The organism is Enterococcus sp. MMGLQ5-1, assembly GCF_013155265.1.
In the GTDB taxonomy this organism is placed as follows: Bacteria; Bacillota; Bacilli; order Lactobacillales; family Streptococcaceae; genus MMGLQ5-1.
The window spans coordinates 290,335-305,833 of sequence record NZ_JABJXU010000001.1; the positions used below are offsets into that span (position 1 = coordinate 290,335).

The 15,499-nt window shown below is 36.1% G+C and carries 18 protein-coding genes; 12 read left to right on the plus strand and 6 right to left on the minus strand.

Annotated features, from left to right (window positions below; translation table 11 throughout):
- Positions 1-18 precede the first annotated feature (18 nt).
- The 4 genes from HOY35_RS01340 (at position 19) to thiI (ending at position 3,970) form a co-directional block, all read left to right on the plus strand.
- Positions 19-651 carry a DnaD domain-containing protein gene (locus HOY35_RS01340; protein WP_172210219.1) on the plus strand — a complete coding sequence of 211 codons (633 nt, stop codon included), beginning with the start codon at positions 19-21 and terminating at the stop codon, positions 649-651.
- Between the two features lie 12 nt (positions 652-663).
- A complete protein-coding gene (gene nth, locus HOY35_RS01345; RefSeq protein WP_172210220.1) occupies positions 664-1,317 on the plus strand; it encodes an endonuclease III in 654 nt (217 codons plus the stop codon).
- A gap of 280 nt (positions 1,318-1,597) precedes the next feature.
- On the plus strand, positions 1,598-2,746 hold the full coding sequence (locus tag HOY35_RS01350) for a cysteine desulfurase family protein (protein WP_172210221.1): 1,149 nt from the start codon (positions 1,598-1,600) through the stop codon (positions 2,744-2,746).
- Between the two features lie 15 nt (positions 2,747-2,761).
- Entirely contained in the window at positions 2,762-3,970 is a 1,209-nt protein-coding gene (thiI, locus tag HOY35_RS01355; RefSeq protein WP_172210222.1) for a tRNA uracil 4-sulfurtransferase ThiI, read from the plus strand.
- Positions 3,971-4,033: 63 nt separating this feature from the next.
- On the opposite strand, the gene HOY35_RS01360 is transcribed toward thiI, so the two are convergent.
- Positions 4,034-4,591 carry a CYTH domain-containing protein gene (locus tag HOY35_RS01360; protein ID WP_172210223.1) on the minus strand — a complete coding sequence of 186 codons (558 nt, stop codon included), beginning with the start codon at positions 4,589-4,591 and terminating at the stop codon, positions 4,034-4,036.
- 132 nt (positions 4,592-4,723) lie between these two features.
- On the opposite strand from HOY35_RS01360, the gene HOY35_RS01365 reads away from it, so the two are divergent.
- Genes HOY35_RS01365 through HOY35_RS01375 form a run of 3 tightly spaced genes read left to right on the plus strand, consistent with a single transcriptional unit; the run spans position 4,724 to position 7,101 of the window.
- Positions 4,724-5,407, plus strand: a complete 684-nt coding sequence (locus HOY35_RS01365) for a GTP pyrophosphokinase family protein (RefSeq protein WP_172210536.1) — start codon at positions 4,724-4,726, stop codon at positions 5,405-5,407.
- The gene (locus tag HOY35_RS01370; RefSeq protein ID WP_172210224.1) at positions 5,382-6,212 is read left to right on the plus strand and encodes an NAD kinase; all 831 of its coding nucleotides are present in this window, start codon (positions 5,382-5,384) and stop codon (positions 6,210-6,212) included. The genes HOY35_RS01365 and HOY35_RS01370 overlap by 26 nt, the downstream gene beginning before the upstream one ends.
- A complete protein-coding gene (locus HOY35_RS01375; protein ID WP_172210225.1) occupies positions 6,202-7,101 on the plus strand; it encodes an RluA family pseudouridine synthase in 900 nt (299 codons plus the stop codon). The genes HOY35_RS01370 and HOY35_RS01375 overlap by 11 nt, the downstream gene beginning before the upstream one ends.
- Positions 7,102-7,217: 116 nt before the next feature.
- On the opposite strand, the gene HOY35_RS01380 is transcribed toward HOY35_RS01375, so the two are convergent.
- On the minus strand, positions 7,218-7,793 hold the full coding sequence (locus tag HOY35_RS01380; RefSeq protein WP_172210226.1) for a TetR/AcrR family transcriptional regulator: 576 nt from the start codon (positions 7,791-7,793) through the stop codon (positions 7,218-7,220).
- A gap of 159 nt (positions 7,794-7,952) precedes the next feature.
- Here HOY35_RS01380 and HOY35_RS01385 point away from each other — a divergent pair, with 159 nt between their 5' ends.
- Positions 7,953-9,182 carry an aminopeptidase gene (locus tag HOY35_RS01385; protein ID WP_172210537.1) on the plus strand — a complete coding sequence of 410 codons (1,230 nt, stop codon included), beginning with the start codon at positions 7,953-7,955 and terminating at the stop codon, positions 9,180-9,182.
- A 269-nt stretch (positions 9,183-9,451) separates the two neighbouring features.
- Here HOY35_RS01385 and HOY35_RS01390 read toward each other — a convergent pair whose 3' ends face one another.
- The gene (locus tag HOY35_RS01390; protein WP_172210227.1) at positions 9,452-9,895 is read right to left on the minus strand and encodes a flavodoxin; all 444 of its coding nucleotides are present in this window, start codon (positions 9,893-9,895) and stop codon (positions 9,452-9,454) included.
- Positions 9,896-10,148: 253 nt separating this feature from the next.
- Between HOY35_RS01390 and map the strand changes: the two genes are divergently transcribed.
- From map to HOY35_RS01405, 3 genes are read left to right on the plus strand one after another with little or no spacing between them, the layout of a single operon-like run.
- Positions 10,149-10,913 (plus strand): type I methionyl aminopeptidase, encoded by a 765-nt coding sequence (gene map / locus HOY35_RS01395; protein ID WP_172210228.1) that lies wholly within the window; start codon positions 10,149-10,151, stop codon positions 10,911-10,913.
- Positions 10,914-10,968: 55 nt separating this feature from the next.
- Positions 10,969-11,877, plus strand: a complete 909-nt coding sequence (locus HOY35_RS01400; RefSeq protein ID WP_172210229.1) for a YihY/virulence factor BrkB family protein — start codon at positions 10,969-10,971, stop codon at positions 11,875-11,877.
- Positions 11,858-12,268: a hypothetical protein gene (locus HOY35_RS01405; protein ID WP_172210230.1), complete on the plus strand. Its 411-nt coding sequence runs from the start codon at positions 11,858-11,860 to the stop codon at positions 12,266-12,268. The genes HOY35_RS01400 and HOY35_RS01405 overlap by 20 nt, the downstream gene beginning before the upstream one ends.
- A gap of 573 nt (positions 12,269-12,841) precedes the next feature.
- Here the strand turns inward: HOY35_RS01405 and HOY35_RS01410 are convergent.
- Together HOY35_RS01410 and HOY35_RS01415 are read right to left on the minus strand one after the other, a co-directional pair.
- A complete protein-coding gene (locus HOY35_RS01410) occupies positions 12,842-13,246 on the minus strand; it encodes a hypothetical protein (RefSeq protein WP_172210231.1) in 405 nt (134 codons plus the stop codon).
- A gap of 16 nt (positions 13,247-13,262) precedes the next feature.
- On the minus strand, positions 13,263-13,718 hold the full coding sequence (locus HOY35_RS01415; protein ID WP_172210232.1) for a YueI family protein: 456 nt from the start codon (positions 13,716-13,718) through the stop codon (positions 13,263-13,265).
- 184 nt (positions 13,719-13,902) lie between these two features.
- Here HOY35_RS01415 and HOY35_RS01420 point away from each other — a divergent pair, with 184 nt between their 5' ends.
- Positions 13,903-15,072, plus strand: coding sequence for a pyridoxal phosphate-dependent aminotransferase (locus HOY35_RS01420; RefSeq protein WP_172210233.1), 1,170 nt, complete (start codon positions 13,903-13,905; stop codon positions 15,070-15,072).
- 56 nt (positions 15,073-15,128) lie between these two features.
- Here HOY35_RS01420 and HOY35_RS01425 read toward each other — a convergent pair whose 3' ends face one another.
- Entirely contained in the window at positions 15,129-15,434 is a 306-nt protein-coding gene (locus tag HOY35_RS01425) for a DUF1827 family protein (protein ID WP_172210234.1), read from the minus strand.
- Positions 15,435-15,499: the final 65 nt, after the last annotated feature.

The following is a 15,499-nucleotide window of genomic DNA, read 5'->3' on the forward strand; positions in this document are numbered from 1 at the left end:
AGAAGGTAGGTAAAGTAAATGAGCTATAGCAGTATTTTTTTGCACGGCTTTTCAAATATCCCGAACGAATTATTTAAACAGTTTTCAAATCTTCAATTTACGGCGGATAGCTTTTTAATTTGGTTATTTTTATATCAAACAACTGACAAGGGAGAAACAGTTTTAGATATTGAACAAATTGAAAAGGATACTAACATTTCGGAAAAGGCAATCTATGAATCAATTAATTCACTTTTAAATCAACAATTAATTAGACTCAAGACGACAGAGGACGTTTTTCATAAAATTCAAACAATTGTTGATTTAACGCCAACGTTTGAAAAATTAGATCAGCTTGTTAAACGACCAATGCTTAAATTAAGTGGACTTGGTCAGCTTAGTCAATTATTTGAACAGGAGCTTGGACGACCGCTTTCGCCAATTGAACTTGAGGAACTACAAAAATGGGTTGATGAGGAAAATATAGCGCCCGAGTTGGTCGAGCTTGCCCTTAAAGAAGCTGTTTTAAATCAGAAAAAGAATTTTAAATATGTCGGCGGTATTTTAAGAAATTGGCAAGGCAAGGGTTATCAACGTGTAGCCGATGTTGAAAATGATAAATCAACATTAAAAAAGGGGAAAATACTGGATATTCAAATTCCATTAGATTAGTGAGGTCATTTTATGTTAAGTAAGGCAAACTTAATGAAGGTACTCGAAATAATTGGTGAGATGTTTCCAAACGCAAAGGGAGAATTAAATTCGACGACTCCTTTTCAGCTATTAATTGCCGTAATTTTAAGCGCTCAAACAACGGACAAGGCAGTTAATCTTGTCACTCCTGCTTTATTTAGCGCCTATCCAACACCAGAGAAATTAGCGATAGCGCCGATTGAAGATGTAATGGAAAAGATTTCACGAATCGGTCTTTATAGAAATAAAAGTAAGAATATCATCCAAACGGCAAGAATAATACACGAGCAATTTCAAGATGAAATCCCTAGAACACATCAAGCGCTCGAAACATTGCCTGGCGTAGGCAGAAAGACAGCTAATGTTGTTCTGGGAGATGCGTTTGGTATTCCTGGAATTGCGGTTGATACTCATGTTGAACGTGTGTCAAAGCGCTTGAGAATTGTCAAAAAAAGTGCCAGCGTCAAGGAGGTTGAGCTTGCATTGATGGCTAAAATTCCTCAAGACCGCTGGGTTTTAACGCATCATCAATTGATTTTATTTGGGCGCTATCATTGCACAGCTAAAAAGCCAAAGTGTGAAATTTGTCCAGTCTTTTCATATTGTGGCGAAGGTCAGCTTATTTTAAAAAATAGCTTAAATTGACATTAAACCGACCTGAGTGTCGTTTTTGTGCGAAAACGGTATTGTTTCTGCGAAACAAATCCAAATTCACGCGTTAGGTGCTGTTTTTGTGCGAAAACGGTATTGTTTCCGCGAAACAAACCCAAATTCACGTATTAGGTGTTATTTTGTTGCAGAGCCTATTTTTGTTCAATCATCTTTTTTTATTTACTGCCCCCTAGTCGTCTGATCAGTTTTTTATGCTATAATTATTAGTCGAAACGAAAAATGATGAATAAAATGATTAATAAAGGAAAATGGAATGATTTATTTTGATAATTCAGCAACTACTCAAATTTACCCAGAAAGTCTAAAAGCCTATATGGACACCGCCAGCAAGGTTTTCGGTAATCCTTCAAGCCTGCACCGATTAGGCAGTCAAGCACATCGATTGTTGGAAATGGCGAGAGAACAGATTGCAGATTTATTTGCGGTTCAGCCGAAGGAAATTTATTTTACAAGTGGTGGCACAGAAGGCAACAATTGGATTATTAAGGGAACAGCGCTGGCAAAGCATCAATTTGGCAATCATATTATTATTTCAAATATTGAGCATGCCTCCGTTCGCAATGCAGCAGAAAGCTTGTCGGCATTAGGCTTTGAAATTGATTATTTACCTGTTGATGCCGATGGCTTTATTCAAATAGATCAGCTTGAAGGGCTTATTAAACCGACTACAATTTTAGTCTCAGTCATGGCGGTCAATAATGAAATTGGCAGTATTCAACCAATTGAAGCAATTTCTGAAATTTTGAACGATTATCCAAAAATCCAGTTTCATGTTGATGCAGTGCAAGCGATTAGTAAATTGTCTGTTAATGAATATTTGAATTCACGAGTTGATTTTTTAACCGTGTCTGCTCATAAGTTCCATGGACCAAGAGGGGTGGGCTTTATTTATGCTAAGTCGGGTAAAAAGTTACAGCCATTACTTGATGGTGGTGGGCAAGAATCAGCACAGCGCTCAACAACTGAAAATTTAGCAGGCATTGTGGCGATGGCCAAGGCACTTCGGCTCTCATTTGAACGTCAAGCAGATTTTATGGATAAGGTTACCAAGCAAAAGCAATTGCTTGTTAACGCACTTAGCGATTTTGATAAAGTAAGAGTTTTTAGTCCAGCCACAGCGGGCTTTATTCCAACAATTTTAACACTTGGCTTGCCGGGCGTTAGAGGTGAGGTTTTGGTGCACGCATTAGAGGAACGTGAAATCTTTGTTTCGACGACGAGCGCTTGCTATTCTAAAAGAGGTAAGATGCCTTCAACCTTAGGTGCGATGGGCGTTAGACAAGAAATTGCAGAGAGTGCAATTCGGTTGAGCTTTGGTGAACAAAATACTATTGCTGAAGTAGAACAGTTTATGCTTGCCTTTCGTCAAGCGTATGTGCAATTTGAGAGAGTAACTAAATAGGAGAGACTAAAACTAATGGAATATTCAGAGATATTAGTGCGCTATGGTGAACTATCGTTAAAGGGCAAAAATAAAAATCGGTTTATCGGCCGCTTGGTTGCCAACTTACAGGCAAGCTTAGCACCCTATCCGAATTTAAAAATTTTTGCAGATCGAGATCGAACACATATCTTATTAAATGGCGAAAATGCCCAAGCAGTAATGATAGATTTAAAAAAGGTTTTTGGCATTCAAAATTTTTCACCTGCTTTCAAGGTTGATAAGGATATTGATGCTCTAAAAGCCGCAGTTAGAGAGATTATGCTTAATATTTTTCAAACAGGCATGACCTTTAAAATTTCGGCTAAGAGAAGTGACCATAGCTTTGAATATGATACCAATCAGCTACATCAAATTTTAGGGAATGCTGTCTATGATGTTTTGCCAAATATTCAGGCTAAAATGAAAAAACCAGATGTTAATTTACGTGTCGAAATTAGAAAAAATGCGGCTTATCTATCTTATGAAACGATCAAGGGTGCGCTAGGATTACCCGTGGGTACAAGTGGTAAGGGAATGCTAATGCTCTCTGGCGGGATTGATTCACCGGTTGCCGGCTATTTAGCCATGAAGCGTGGCGTTGAAATTGAAGCGGTCCATTTTGCTTCACCACCCTATACGAGTGAGGGCGCACTTCAAAAGGCTAAGGATTTAACACAAAAATTAACGGCGTATTCTGGTAAAATTCGTTTTATTGAAGTACCATTCACAGAAATTCAAGAAACAATCAAGGCGAAAGCACCAACTGCATACTTAATGACCTTAACACGCCGATTTATGCTGCGAGTGGCAGATGAAATTCGTAAAGAACGCAAGGGCTTAGTAATTATTAATGGGGAATCACTTGGTCAGGTCGCTTCACAGACCTTGGAATCAATGCAGGCAATTAATGAAGTGACGAATACACCAATTATTCGACCAGTTGTGACAATGGATAAGACAGAAATTATTGAAATCTCAGAAGCGATTGATACCTTTGCTATTTCGATTCGTCCGTTTGAGGATTGCTGTACCATATTTGCCCCACCAAGTCCTAAGACCAAACCTAATTTGGATTTGGTACATCGCTATGAGGCGCGAATGGCAGTTGAGGAATTGGTTGAGCGCGCAGTTCGTGGTATTAAGATTGAAATGATTGAGCTGAATAGTAATATAGAAACTGAAATGTTTAGTGAGTTGCTGTGAAAGCTTATGATGGCGATAATAAAAAAGGAGGACTTATGTCGTATCTCCTTTTTTTTATTAAAATTATTTTCCACTCGCCCGTTCAATTTTATTTTTAGCAGGCTTAAAGTTAATCTGATTTTTGTTTAATAAGCTTTGAAAAGCTAGCTTGCCTTTTTGAAAGTTTTCAACTTCAAGTTCAACTTCAAAATCATGACCAGTGCCATACCAGCTTTCATCGAGTGCTAATAGACCTTCTGGAATTTCAAATTCTGCCCGCTTTGTTGTAAGCTGTGCAAAGCAGCTTAATTGATTCGTTTTAATGTCTTCAATTGCTAAACGTTGACTAATTTCACTATTGGCAAAGTAGTCAATCTTTGGGTTATAGTTATCCCTTGTTAACTTAAGTGGCACATTATATTCTAAATGTCCATTATTTTCTGGTACCTTTAAGGTCATCTCTGTTCGATTTTCATAAAAGCGAATTCTTAAGCCAAGGTGAAGCGTTTTTAGTCTTTGATCGCTAGTATCAAAGTAGTAGTTTGTTTGTATGTTGAAGTTTTCAACCTTATAGGTTTGGATTAACCTGTGATATTCTATTTCGGTGAGTAAACTTTTAAACTCAATCTCTAGGTTTTGCATGTCGACTCCTTATCTCTTATTGATTTAATTATAGCACCTTTAAACAATTTTGTATGGCTTCAATTTATGCTAAAATAAGCTTAGCGATACATTAAGTAAAAATGAAGTGATGATAGAGGAAAGCTTATGGCTATAGATTTTGATTTCGATTTGTTTTTAGACCCGTATGTTCAAGCGGTCAGTGAGTTAAAGGTAAAACTACGAGGTATTCGTAAGCAATACCGTAAGCAAGGCTTATATTCTCCAATTGAGTTTGTTACTGGACGAGTAAAGCCAGTTGATAGTATTATGAAAAAAGCGGATCTTCGCGGGTTTCCGCTAGATAAATTGGAAACAGATATGCAGGATATTGCCGGTTTACGGATTATGGTGCAATTTGTTGAAGATATCGATGATGTTGTAGAGCTACTTCGTAATCGGACAGATTTTACAATTGTGCAAGAGCGCGATTACATTACGAATAAAAAACAAAGTGGCTATCGGAGTTATCATGTGATTATTAATTATCCAGTAGAGACGATTGATGGTGAAATTCACGTTTTCGCTGAAATTCAAATTAGAACGTTAGCAATGAATTTTTGGGCGACAATTGAGCATTCTTTAAATTACAAGTATCAAGGGGATTTTCCAGATGAGTTAAAGGCGCGTTTGGAGCGCACCGCTGAGATTGCCTATATGCTGGATAATGAGATGTCGAAAATCAAGGATGATATTCAAGAAGCTCAATTAATCTTTGACCCGCCCAGCCGGAAGCAGCATCGTCAAGAAAAACTAAGGAATGTGGACGAAAATGGTTTATCAAGAAAAAATGAATAAAAAAATAGCGATTGTTTCCAATCGTCAAAGCCAATCACAAATGGTTTCTAAGATTTTAACAGAAAAATTACTTAAGAATCATTTTCCAATTAATGAAAGTAATCCAGATATCGTGATTTCAGTTGGTGGTGATGGCACCTTATTGAAGGCCTTCCATCAGTTTGAAGCGCAATTAGATAAGGTTAAATTTATCGGTGTGCATACTGGTCATTTGGGCTTTTATACCGATTGGCGTGACTATGAAATTGCGCAATTAATTGAAAATTTATTGAAGGATGAGTCTAAAAGCGTTAATTATCCAATTCTAGATATTGAGATTGAGTTTTTTAATGGTGAGCGGGCGAATTTCAAGGCTTTGAATGAATCAACGATTCGTCGTGTCAATCGAACTCTAGTTGGTGATATTTATATCTCTGGTAATAAATTTGAGAAATTTAGAGGCGATGGACTTTCTGTTTCAACGCCAACTGGTTCAACGGCATATAATAAGTCTGTTGGTGGTGCGGTCATTCACCCAAGCATCAAAGCAATTCAGCTGACAGAAATTGCCTCTTTAAATAATATCGTTTTTAGAACATTAGGATCGCCGATTATTATTGGTGAAAAGGATTCGATTGAAATTTTCCTAGAAGAGATGGAGGATTATACGATTACCATTGATCAGCTCGCTTTGCAAAATGAAAAAATCAGGCTAATCAAATATAAAATATCCAAAGAACAAATTCAATTCGCTGGTGGCAAGCACACACATTTTTGGGAACGGGTGCGCCAATCCTTTATTGGTGATGATGACGATGAAATTTGAATGGATATACCAAGGCGATTCGCCAGCTTCTCTAAAGCATTTCCTGCATGAAAAAGGCATATCCAAGGCTTTGCTAGCGAAAATAAAGTTTCAAGGTGGTAAGCTATTCGTCAATCAAAAAATAGAAAATGTTCGTTTTGTTTTAAAGAAAAATGATTGCATTATGGCTATTATTCCGGATGAATCAGCTCATGAAACGTTGATTTCCGATCATTTACCATTAGACATTATCTATGAAGATGAGCATTTTTTATTAATTAATAAACCGGCGGGGTTTGCCTCTATTCCATCTCAGTTTCATCCTAGAGGAACAATGGCTAATTTTGTAAAGGGCTACTATCAAATGCAAGCTTACCCAAATCAAGTGATTCATATTGTGACCCGTTTAGACCGTGAGACGTCAGGCATTATGCTTTTTGCCAAGCATGGCTATGCTCACGCCATGCTGGATAAGGCGCTTAGAGGTGGTTTGGTTACCAAAAAATATCAGGCAATTGTTGCTAATAGTAATCAATTATTAACGTGTGGTGAAATTATTGCACCGATTGGACGTAATTTTGCTTCATTAATCGAACGTCAGGTGATTGAAACTGGCAAATATGCCCATACCTCATATCAAATATTAGCTGAATACCCAATCTATTCTTTAGTGGATATCCAATTGCACACTGGTAGGACTCATCAAATCAGAGTTCATTTTAGCTATTTAGGTGCACCACTTTTGGGAGATGATCTTTACGGCGGTTCTAAAGCTTTGATTAATCGACAGGCGTTGCATTGTTATTCGCTTTCTTTTTATCATCCATTTTTAGAAAAAGAAATGAGCTTTGAAATTAAACTACCTGAGGATATGCAAATTTTAATCAGCTCGAGGAGCTTAGTTGTATAAATGAAGCGTAAAGAAAAAGACCCATCGGCTTGATACTGATCCAAGGGTTAGATTTTTGGTCTAACCTTTGGAGCGCAACAGCCTATAGGTCTTTTATTTATATATAGATTTTCACATTATGACTTCAGGTCAGAGAATGTCTCTTTTTTGGTGAGAATTAAGTTAATGGTCTCCGTAATAATCGCTCTTTGAGCTTCGATATCTGCAACAATAGCTCCAGTTGAGCCTAATGTTGCCAGTCCAGTTGTTACAATCCAAATCCCATTTAATAATGATGCAACAGCCTCCTGATCACAATCTTTATATTTAGGATTATTAGTGATTACTTTTTCAAACAGCTGATATGAAAAATCATGTAGCTGCTTATCGGCTATATTGTCATCGATTAGTAATGCCTGATATAATTTAGGCTCAACTTTGGAAAATTGAATAATATTTAGGGCGAGGTCAGTTAATGTGCTTTCTGCTGAGTCGCCTAGGTAGCTTTGATTCTCTAAATTTTGATAAATTTGAGCATACAATTCTTTTTTGAGATCGCTCATATTTTGAAATTCTAAATAAATTGGCTGTGTGGAAGACCCGATATGAGCTGCTAAGCTGCGTGCTGTAAGATTACTAAAGCCATTTTTGGAAACAAAATCATAGGCACCATTTAAAATCTGCTCTTTTAAAATTGTTTTTTTTCTAGCCATGAGAGTCCTTTCTTGTTTTCGTCTTGATAGTTAGATAAAATAAAAGATAATATAATCTCAACTTACCGATTGATAACGCCTTTTATTCTAGCAGAGGCCTTTATTTTTATCAATTTTAATGCTTGGGCAAAATGCCTATTATATCAATGATTAGGAGTAATTATGACCAATTTTTCAGAGCAATTAGCACGCTACGCAGACTTGATTGTGACCACAGGTATTAATGTCAAAAAGGGTCAAACAGTCGTTTTAAGCATTGGCGTTGACCAGGTTGAATTAGCACATTTAATTGTTAAGTCGGCTTATTTACATGGCGCAAAAGAGGTACTTGTCAAGTGGCAGGATGATAAGATAACTCGCTTATTTATTGAAAATACAACCGATTTAACAACGATTCGACCATCGGTTATCTTAGAAAATGATGAAATCGTAGCTGAAAAGGCTAGCCGAATCAGTGTAGTTTCAAGTAATCCAGCTGCCTTTGCAGGTGTTGATAGTCAACGGATTAAGGCGAGACAGCAAGCGGTTATGAAGGCCAGACAAAAGGTGATGCAGGCAACACAAAACAACGATCTTTCTTGGACAGTGGTAGCAGCTGCGAGTCCAGAATGGGCAAAGGTAGTTTTCCCAGCCTTGTCAGCTGAAGCGGCACAGGAAAAGCTATGGCAAGCGATTTTTAACAGTGTGCGACTTGATGCTAAAGAGCCAAATCAGGCTTGGGAGCAGCACAATGACTTTTTAGCTCAAAAGGCAGCATGGCTAAATCAATATCAATTTGATGCGTTGCACTATCAAGCACCGGGAACAGATTTAGTGATTGGCTTACCTAAAAATCATCTTTGGGAGGGTGCTGGTGCTGTTAATAGTCAAGGCCAGTCCTTTATGCCTAATATGCCGACAGAAGAGGTTTTTACGGCACCTGATGCTAAACGTGTTGATGGCTTTATTCGGGCGACCAAGCCTCTGAGCTATGCGGGTACAATTATTGAGGGTATGACCTTTCAGTTTAAGGCTGGTGAAATCATCTCTTTTACTGCCGAAGCTGGCGAGGCAGTATTAAAGGATTTAATACAAACGGATGAAGGTGCAAAAAGAATTGGTGAGGTGGCGCTTGTACCGCATTCAAGTCCAATATCACAATCAGATTTAATTTTTTTTAATACGCTTTTTGATGAAAATGCATCCAATCATCTAGCAATTGGGGCGGCCTATTCATTTTCAATTAAGGGTGGCACCGAAATGAGTGAAGCTGAATTAATGGCTAATGGCTTAAATCGTTCACAGGTTCATGTTGATTTTATGGTAGGTTCTGCAGAAATGTCAATTGATGGTATTTTGGAAAACGGTGAACGGATGCCTATTTTTAGAAATGGTGAGTGGGCGAATTAAGCAAATAAAAAATGATTATCAATAATGTTTACTTATTATTGATAATCATTTTTTATCATATCCGATGTTTCTCGGAAACATTGGATTATTTGTAGATATAAGTGAGTTTTTGTGCAGATTTCCCGATTTCTCTCGGAAAGATTGGCTTATCCACAAATATAAGAACGCTTTTATCTTAGTGGGACAATCTAGCGTTTGTGTCATTTTAAGACAAATAAAAATTGGACTGAAAGATTTATCAGTCCAATTTATTGTAGCACTTTTTATTATTAGCCTAGCTTTTCAACTAATGCTTTGGCGAAAGCTTCAAGCTTTTCTATGTCTTCATCTTCAGCAGCTAAATCAACCTTAACGCTTTCTGAGCCTTTTGTAGCACCAGTTTTGGCAAAAGCCTCATCAAACTCATCAACGGATTTACAGAATTCATCATAAAAAGTATCGCCACTACCAACGACGCCATAGATTTTACCAGATAAATCTAAATCCTGTAAGTCATCATAAAAATCAACAATTTCGTCAGGTAATTCACCATCACCGTATGTGTAGGTTGCAACAATATTAATATCATAGTCCAACAAGTCTTCGGCTTCTACAGAAGTACATTCATCAACCTCGACTTCGATATCTAAGTTTTCCAATGCTTCAGAAACAATGTCTGCAATTTCTTCTGTGTTACCTGTCATACTTGCGTACACAATTTTAGCGGTTGCCATATTATTTTCTCCTTTTAAATACATAATCAATAAGATTAGTCATCAATAATTAACTAATCTGTTAGAATGCATTATATCAAAGCTGGAAATTTTTTAAAAGTATCTGAACAGGAGAAATATAAAAACTTTATTTATTCATCGGTTTTCTTTACACAGGCTGGTTGAAAGTGCTAAACTCTAATAAGTAAACTGTAGGTAAATAGTGACTTTGAACAATTTGAGAGAAGCGTTAAGCGTAGCAAGGAGATTATAATTGATTACTTTAAAATCAACAAGAGAAATTGAATTAATGGATGAATCAGGTGAAATTTTAGCAGATGTTCATCGTCATTTGCGTGATTTAATTAAGCCTGGAATTGATATGTGGGAAATTGAAAAGTTTGCTAGGGGCTTTATTGAGTCACATGGTGCAAAGGCAGCCCAAATTGGTTTTGAGGGCTATGAATATGCTACTTGCTGTTCGCTAAATAATGAAATTTGTCATGGCTTTCCACGCCATCAAAAATTAAAATCTGGCGATTTAATCAAAGTTGATATGTGTGTTGATTTCAATGGTGCCATTTCAGATTCTTGTTGGGCATATGCAGTTGGCGAGGTTTCAGCTGAAGTTCAGCGCTTGATGGCTGTTACTAAAAAATCGCTTTATTTAGGAATTGAGGCAGCTAAGGTTGGTAATCGAATTGGTGATATTGGTCATGCGATTCAGACCTATGTTGAGGGTGAAGGCTTTTCTGTTGTCCGTGATTTTGTCGGTCATGGTATTGGGCCAACCATTCATGAGGAGCCGATGATTCCACATTATGGTGAAGCAGGACGTGGCTTACGCTTAAAGGAAGGCATGGTCATTACAATTGAGCCGATGGTTAATATTGGTGATTGGCAAATGGTGATGGATTATAAAGAAATGAGCGGAGAAATTGCGCCTGCCTACACCAAGGATGGCTCAATTTCTTGTCAATATGAACACTCGCTAGTTATTACCAAGGATGGTCCTCGTATATTAACTGAACAAGATTAATTTTATTCTAAATCATATTAATCTTGTATAGAAGCTATAAAGGATGTATAAATAATTGAAAAATAAAGACATCAAAGCAGAAATTGTCAATTGGGTAAAGGTATTTCAATCGTATTATCAAAATGCAGATATTGGTATGTCAAGTGCGGCAGTATCTTATTATTTTCTACTTTCTCTTTTTCCAATTATTTTAACAATTGGCAGCTTACTCCCATTTTTAAATTTAAATGTTTCAGAAATTATGAACTATGTGGAACAGGTGCTCCCAAAGGATATTTATGATCGAATTTCAGATGTAATTATCAGTCTTTTAACTAATAAATCAAGTGGTCGTTTATCAATCGGGTTAATTTTTACGCTGTGGGCTGCTAGTCAGGGTATTGGTGCCCTGCAAAATGCCATGACTAAGGTCTACCAGGTGAAAAAGGTTCCAAATCTATTATTGAATCGATTATTTGGAATGCTCATCTTAATTGCTTCAATGATTTTATTTGTTGCCAGTATTGTTTTTGTAACCTTTGGGCATAAATTATTCGTCATTGTGAATGATTATTTTGATTTACCAGTTAATGTAATTCAAATTGTTAGTGGTCTGGTTTTACCATTATCTATTGTTGGAATGTTTATCTTGATTGTTCTGTTGAATTACTTGTTGCCAGATGTTCGATTTAGGCAGCTCAAGTTTTTATTGCCAGGTAGTATTTTTACATTACTCGGTTTTTTGATTCTATCGAAGGCCTTTGATATTTATCTTCAATATTTTGGGAGTCGAATTAGCTCCTACCAAATCATTGGCACTGCAATTATATTAATGGTTTGGTTGACAATTATTGCGCAAATTTTATTATACGGTGCGGTAATCAATGCAGCTTATATAGAGAAGTCTACAGGTAAAAAGCCAGAGGTTCGTCAAATTAGAAAATGGATTAAAAGAAAGGTCAAAAATGAAAAAGAGAAATCCTAATTATTATTTTAATGATTTAAATGAATTATTAACTAAAAGTGAAGCAATTTCTGAAGAAATGCACCCGTTTTTTGAACAAGCAGATCTATTTTTTAAAGAGGGAGGGGAATTTACCGAGAAAACAGCAGTAATTGCGGGGTTTGAAAAAGGTATGGTTGATTATAATGAAATTTCAAATCAGCTTTCTGCATTAGTACCTAATGTTAGAGTAATCGGTATGCATAAAAAATTAGTTAAGCAATTTGAAGAATATGTTGAAGCCTGTCAAGCAATGGTTGAAGCAACCAAAGCAGAAAATGAGTCAGCTTTTAGGCTGTCTGAAAAAAATCAAGAATTACTTTCTGAGGTACTTGGTAAAACGATTAATCGAATTGTTAAATTAGCGATGTAAACAAAGGTGCTTAATGCGCTTGCTAGAAACTCGAGCATAAGGCAAAAATAATTGTAGTGACGCTTTTTGTCACGAATTATTTTAATTTATGCCGAGCGTTTCTCGCGCATTAAGCCCGTCAATAAGCAGGTAACGATAAAATTCAATTACGCTAAACCGTTTCTCGCGCATTAAGCCCGTCAATAAGCGGGCAACGATAAAATTCAATTACGCTAAACCGTTGCTTAATGCGCTTGCTAGAAACTCGAGCATCACAAGCATTAATCAAATCGGTGTGACTTTTGTGGCAGCACATTTTGTGCTGCTTTTTACGTTGCTCAAGACTGCTTTAAATTTTGTAGTTTTATTGTGAATCCAGCAATGTTTCTGGAAAGCAAATCCAAATTCACGCTTTAGATATCGATTTTTTGTGAAAATGGTATTTTTCGATAAAAAAAGCAAATTCGACTTATAAAGAATGGATTGAAATCTTTATTAGTCTAATTTATTGTAGAGCAAAAAGACAAACCATACTCTGAAAGTATACTTTGTCCACATTCTGAGAGGTGTGACTTTTGCCGCACCTCTCTACTGTTAAAAATTAAAGTTCTTATCCTCAATTGTTTGCTTGCCTTCACTCAAAATAACATCTTCTGTTTTTTGCCACCAATTTTTTAACTGCTTCGCATAGGTCATAGGATAGCAATCTGCGTATTCAATCAAGGGTTCGCCAAATAATGTTTCATTTGGAAATAAAAATTCCAAATTATACTTTAATTCACTAATTAAATTATAGGCCTCAAAAAGTCTTTTTTTATTTATCTCTAAATCATCAGTAACCAATATTTTAGGTAACGGCTTCAAAATATTTGATAAGCTTTTAAGGATAAAAGCTGTGATTTCAAAAGAATCGTTATCTATTTTTTCAAATTGTGCTAGAAATTGGATATGATGATTGAGTATTTTTTCCGCTTCTCTTTGTAAATCATGATTATTCATAAGTGCTCCAATCTTTTTAATCATTATTTTTTAATAATTTAGAGAAAAAATTTCTTTTTGGGTTTGGTTTAAAAGTATCATCAGTAACGTCTAACATTTGATGAATATCAATAACTTCTTTATTTACAGCTTGATTGCTATGAACGACAACAGCACAGCCTTCTGGTGCGATTGAATTATTTTTTGTGACAACGGTCGAGCTTATTGTTAATTCATTGGCTAATTTGATAAATTTCATTTTTGTAGCATCATCGAGTAAGTCGTTTATTTTCATTGATAATTGAGCTGATTCATTAACATTTTCATTCAGCTTCTGGCTGAATATCTTTTGATAGAAAGCTTGACTAGCATCCTGATTTGTAATAATTAAAATAACACGTTCTCTGAAAGTACCCAAATACTTTTTTTGTTCAGCTGGCTTTAATTCTGGTTTGCCATAGAAGCCCTGCTCTAATTTTTCTTCAATTCCCATAATACCTCCTAGCTATCTCACTGTCTTTATTCTACTAGATTTATACAGTGAATGCGAGAATTCACTTAATAATTAAATTGTAGAAATATCTTAAAAGAAGTGAATGCTAAATTTTCTGAAAATTTACAATTAATTATGGTAAACTATTTTTAAATCGATAATTTATTAAATGGAGGCAATAGCAATGAGTTTAATCAATCGTTTTAATCCACAAGTTTCAAAAATTGAGATTTCTAAAATACGACAATTTGACCAAGAGGTTTCAAAAATTGATGGTATTTTAAAATTGACGCTTGGTGAGCCTGATTTCACCACACCTGATCATGTTAAGGCGGCTGGTATTCAGGCGATTAATGATAACCAAACCCATTATACTGGGATGAGTGGTTTACTAGAATTACGACAAGAGGCCAGTCGTTTTATGTCTGAGAAATATCATGTTGATTATGATGCGAACGATGAGATTTTAGTAACTGTCGGTGCAACAGAGGCAATTTCAGCTACCCTGATGGCAATTTTAGAAAAGGATGATATTGTTTTATTACCCGCTCCTTTATATCCGGGCTACTCTCCGTTAATCACCTTAGCAGGTGGTCGTATTGTTGAAATCGATACGACTGAGAATGCTTTTGTTTTGACGCCAGAAATGGTAGAGTCAGCAATGGCTAAATATGGTGATAAAGTTAAAGCAATCATTTTAAATTATCCAAGTAACCCAACGGGGATTACTTACAATCGAGAGCAAATTCAAGCCTTGGCAAAAACCTTGGCTAAATATGATATCTTTGTTTTGAGTGATGAAATTTATTCTGAATTAACCTATACTGAAGCAGGTCATGTTTCAATTGCTGAATATATTCGTGAACAAACAATTTTATTAAATGGGCTTTCTAAGAGTCATTCGATGACTGGCTGGCGTCTTGGTTTTATTTATGCGCCGCGTGAATTGACGGCAGAAATTATTAAAACGCATCAATACTTTGTGACAGCAGCGTCAACAATTTCACAGGTTGCGGGGATTGAGGCATTGAAAAATGGTCGAGCTGATGCTGAGCCAATGAAGGCAGAATATGTTAAACGCCGCGACTACATTATCGAAAAAATGAGCGCACTCGGCTTTAAAATTATTGCACCGGATGGCGCATTTTATATTTTTGCTAAAATTCCAGCTGAGCTGAATCAAAATTCATTTGAGTTCCTTGTTGATTTTGCGAAGAAAAAACAGGTTGCCTTTATTCCAGGTAGTGCATTTGGTGATTACGGTGAAGGCTACATCCGATTAAGCTATGCTGCAAGTATGGCGGTGATTGAAACAGCTATGCAACGCCTTGCTGAATATATTAATGAACAGTAATTAGCTTAAGCTAAAATAAAAAACCAAAATCGATTATTTCGATTTTGGTTTTTTGGTTAATTAACAGGATCAAGGATTGGAATGGAAACCTCAACTAAGTTTGCAGTTTTGATTGTTTTTAGTTCTGGTTTCTGGTTGTCTAATTGAAGCTTCTTGACAAAGAAGCTTTTAATTGCATCTAGCTCGCCATCACGGAGATTTCTTCTCTTATTAGTGATTAAAATTTCGTGATGCTTTGGCGCTTTTGTGTAAATAATTGTAGTGCTACCAGTTGTATAAACCTCAACGAGCTCAGCGTCGGTATTGTCCAATTGACCCCTTACAAGTTCGCCATGGGTGTTTGTTACGTTGATTAGTTTCATCAAATCACCTCTTCATCAACATTATATCAAATAAATAAAAATTTATTAAATAATTTACCTTAAAT

Bases quoted from the DNA above. Each gene is read 5' to 3' on its own strand.
- HOY35_RS01340 (WP_172210219.1), top strand. From the start codon at position 19: ATGAGCTATAGCAGTATTTTTTTGCACGGCTTTTCAAATATCCCGAAC.
- nth (WP_172210220.1), top strand. From the start codon at position 664: ATGTTAAGTAAGGCAAACTTAATGAAGGTACTCGAAATAATTGGTGAG.
- HOY35_RS01350 (WP_172210221.1), top strand. From the start codon at position 1,598: ATGATTTATTTTGATAATTCAGCAACTACTCAAATTTACCCAGAAAGT.
- thiI (WP_172210222.1), top strand. From the start codon at position 2,762: ATGGAATATTCAGAGATATTAGTGCGCTATGGTGAACTATCGTTAAAG.
- HOY35_RS01360 (WP_172210223.1), bottom strand. From the start codon at position 4,591: ATGCAAAACCTAGAGATTGAGTTTAAAAGTTTACTCACCGAAATAGAA.
- HOY35_RS01370 (WP_172210224.1), top strand. From the start codon at position 5,382: ATGGTTTATCAAGAAAAAATGAATAAAAAAATAGCGATTGTTTCCAAT.
- HOY35_RS01375 (WP_172210225.1), top strand. From the start codon at position 6,202: ATGAAATTTGAATGGATATACCAAGGCGATTCGCCAGCTTCTCTAAAG.
- HOY35_RS01380 (WP_172210226.1), bottom strand. From the start codon at position 7,793: ATGGCTAGAAAAAAAACAATTTTAAAAGAGCAGATTTTAAATGGTGCC.
- HOY35_RS01390 (WP_172210227.1), bottom strand. From the start codon at position 9,895: ATGGCAACCGCTAAAATTGTGTACGCAAGTATGACAGGTAACACAGAA.
- HOY35_RS01405 (WP_172210230.1), top strand. From the start codon at position 11,858: ATGAAAAAGAGAAATCCTAATTATTATTTTAATGATTTAAATGAATTA.
- HOY35_RS01410 (WP_172210231.1), bottom strand. From the start codon at position 13,246: ATGAATAATCATGATTTACAAAGAGAAGCGGAAAAAATACTCAATCAT.
- HOY35_RS01415 (WP_172210232.1), bottom strand. From the start codon at position 13,718: ATGGGAATTGAAGAAAAATTAGAGCAGGGCTTCTATGGCAAACCAGAA.
- HOY35_RS01420 (WP_172210233.1), top strand. From the start codon at position 13,903: ATGAGTTTAATCAATCGTTTTAATCCACAAGTTTCAAAAATTGAGATT.
- HOY35_RS01425 (WP_172210234.1), bottom strand. From the start codon at position 15,434: ATGAAACTAATCAACGTAACAAACACCCATGGCGAACTTGTAAGGGGT.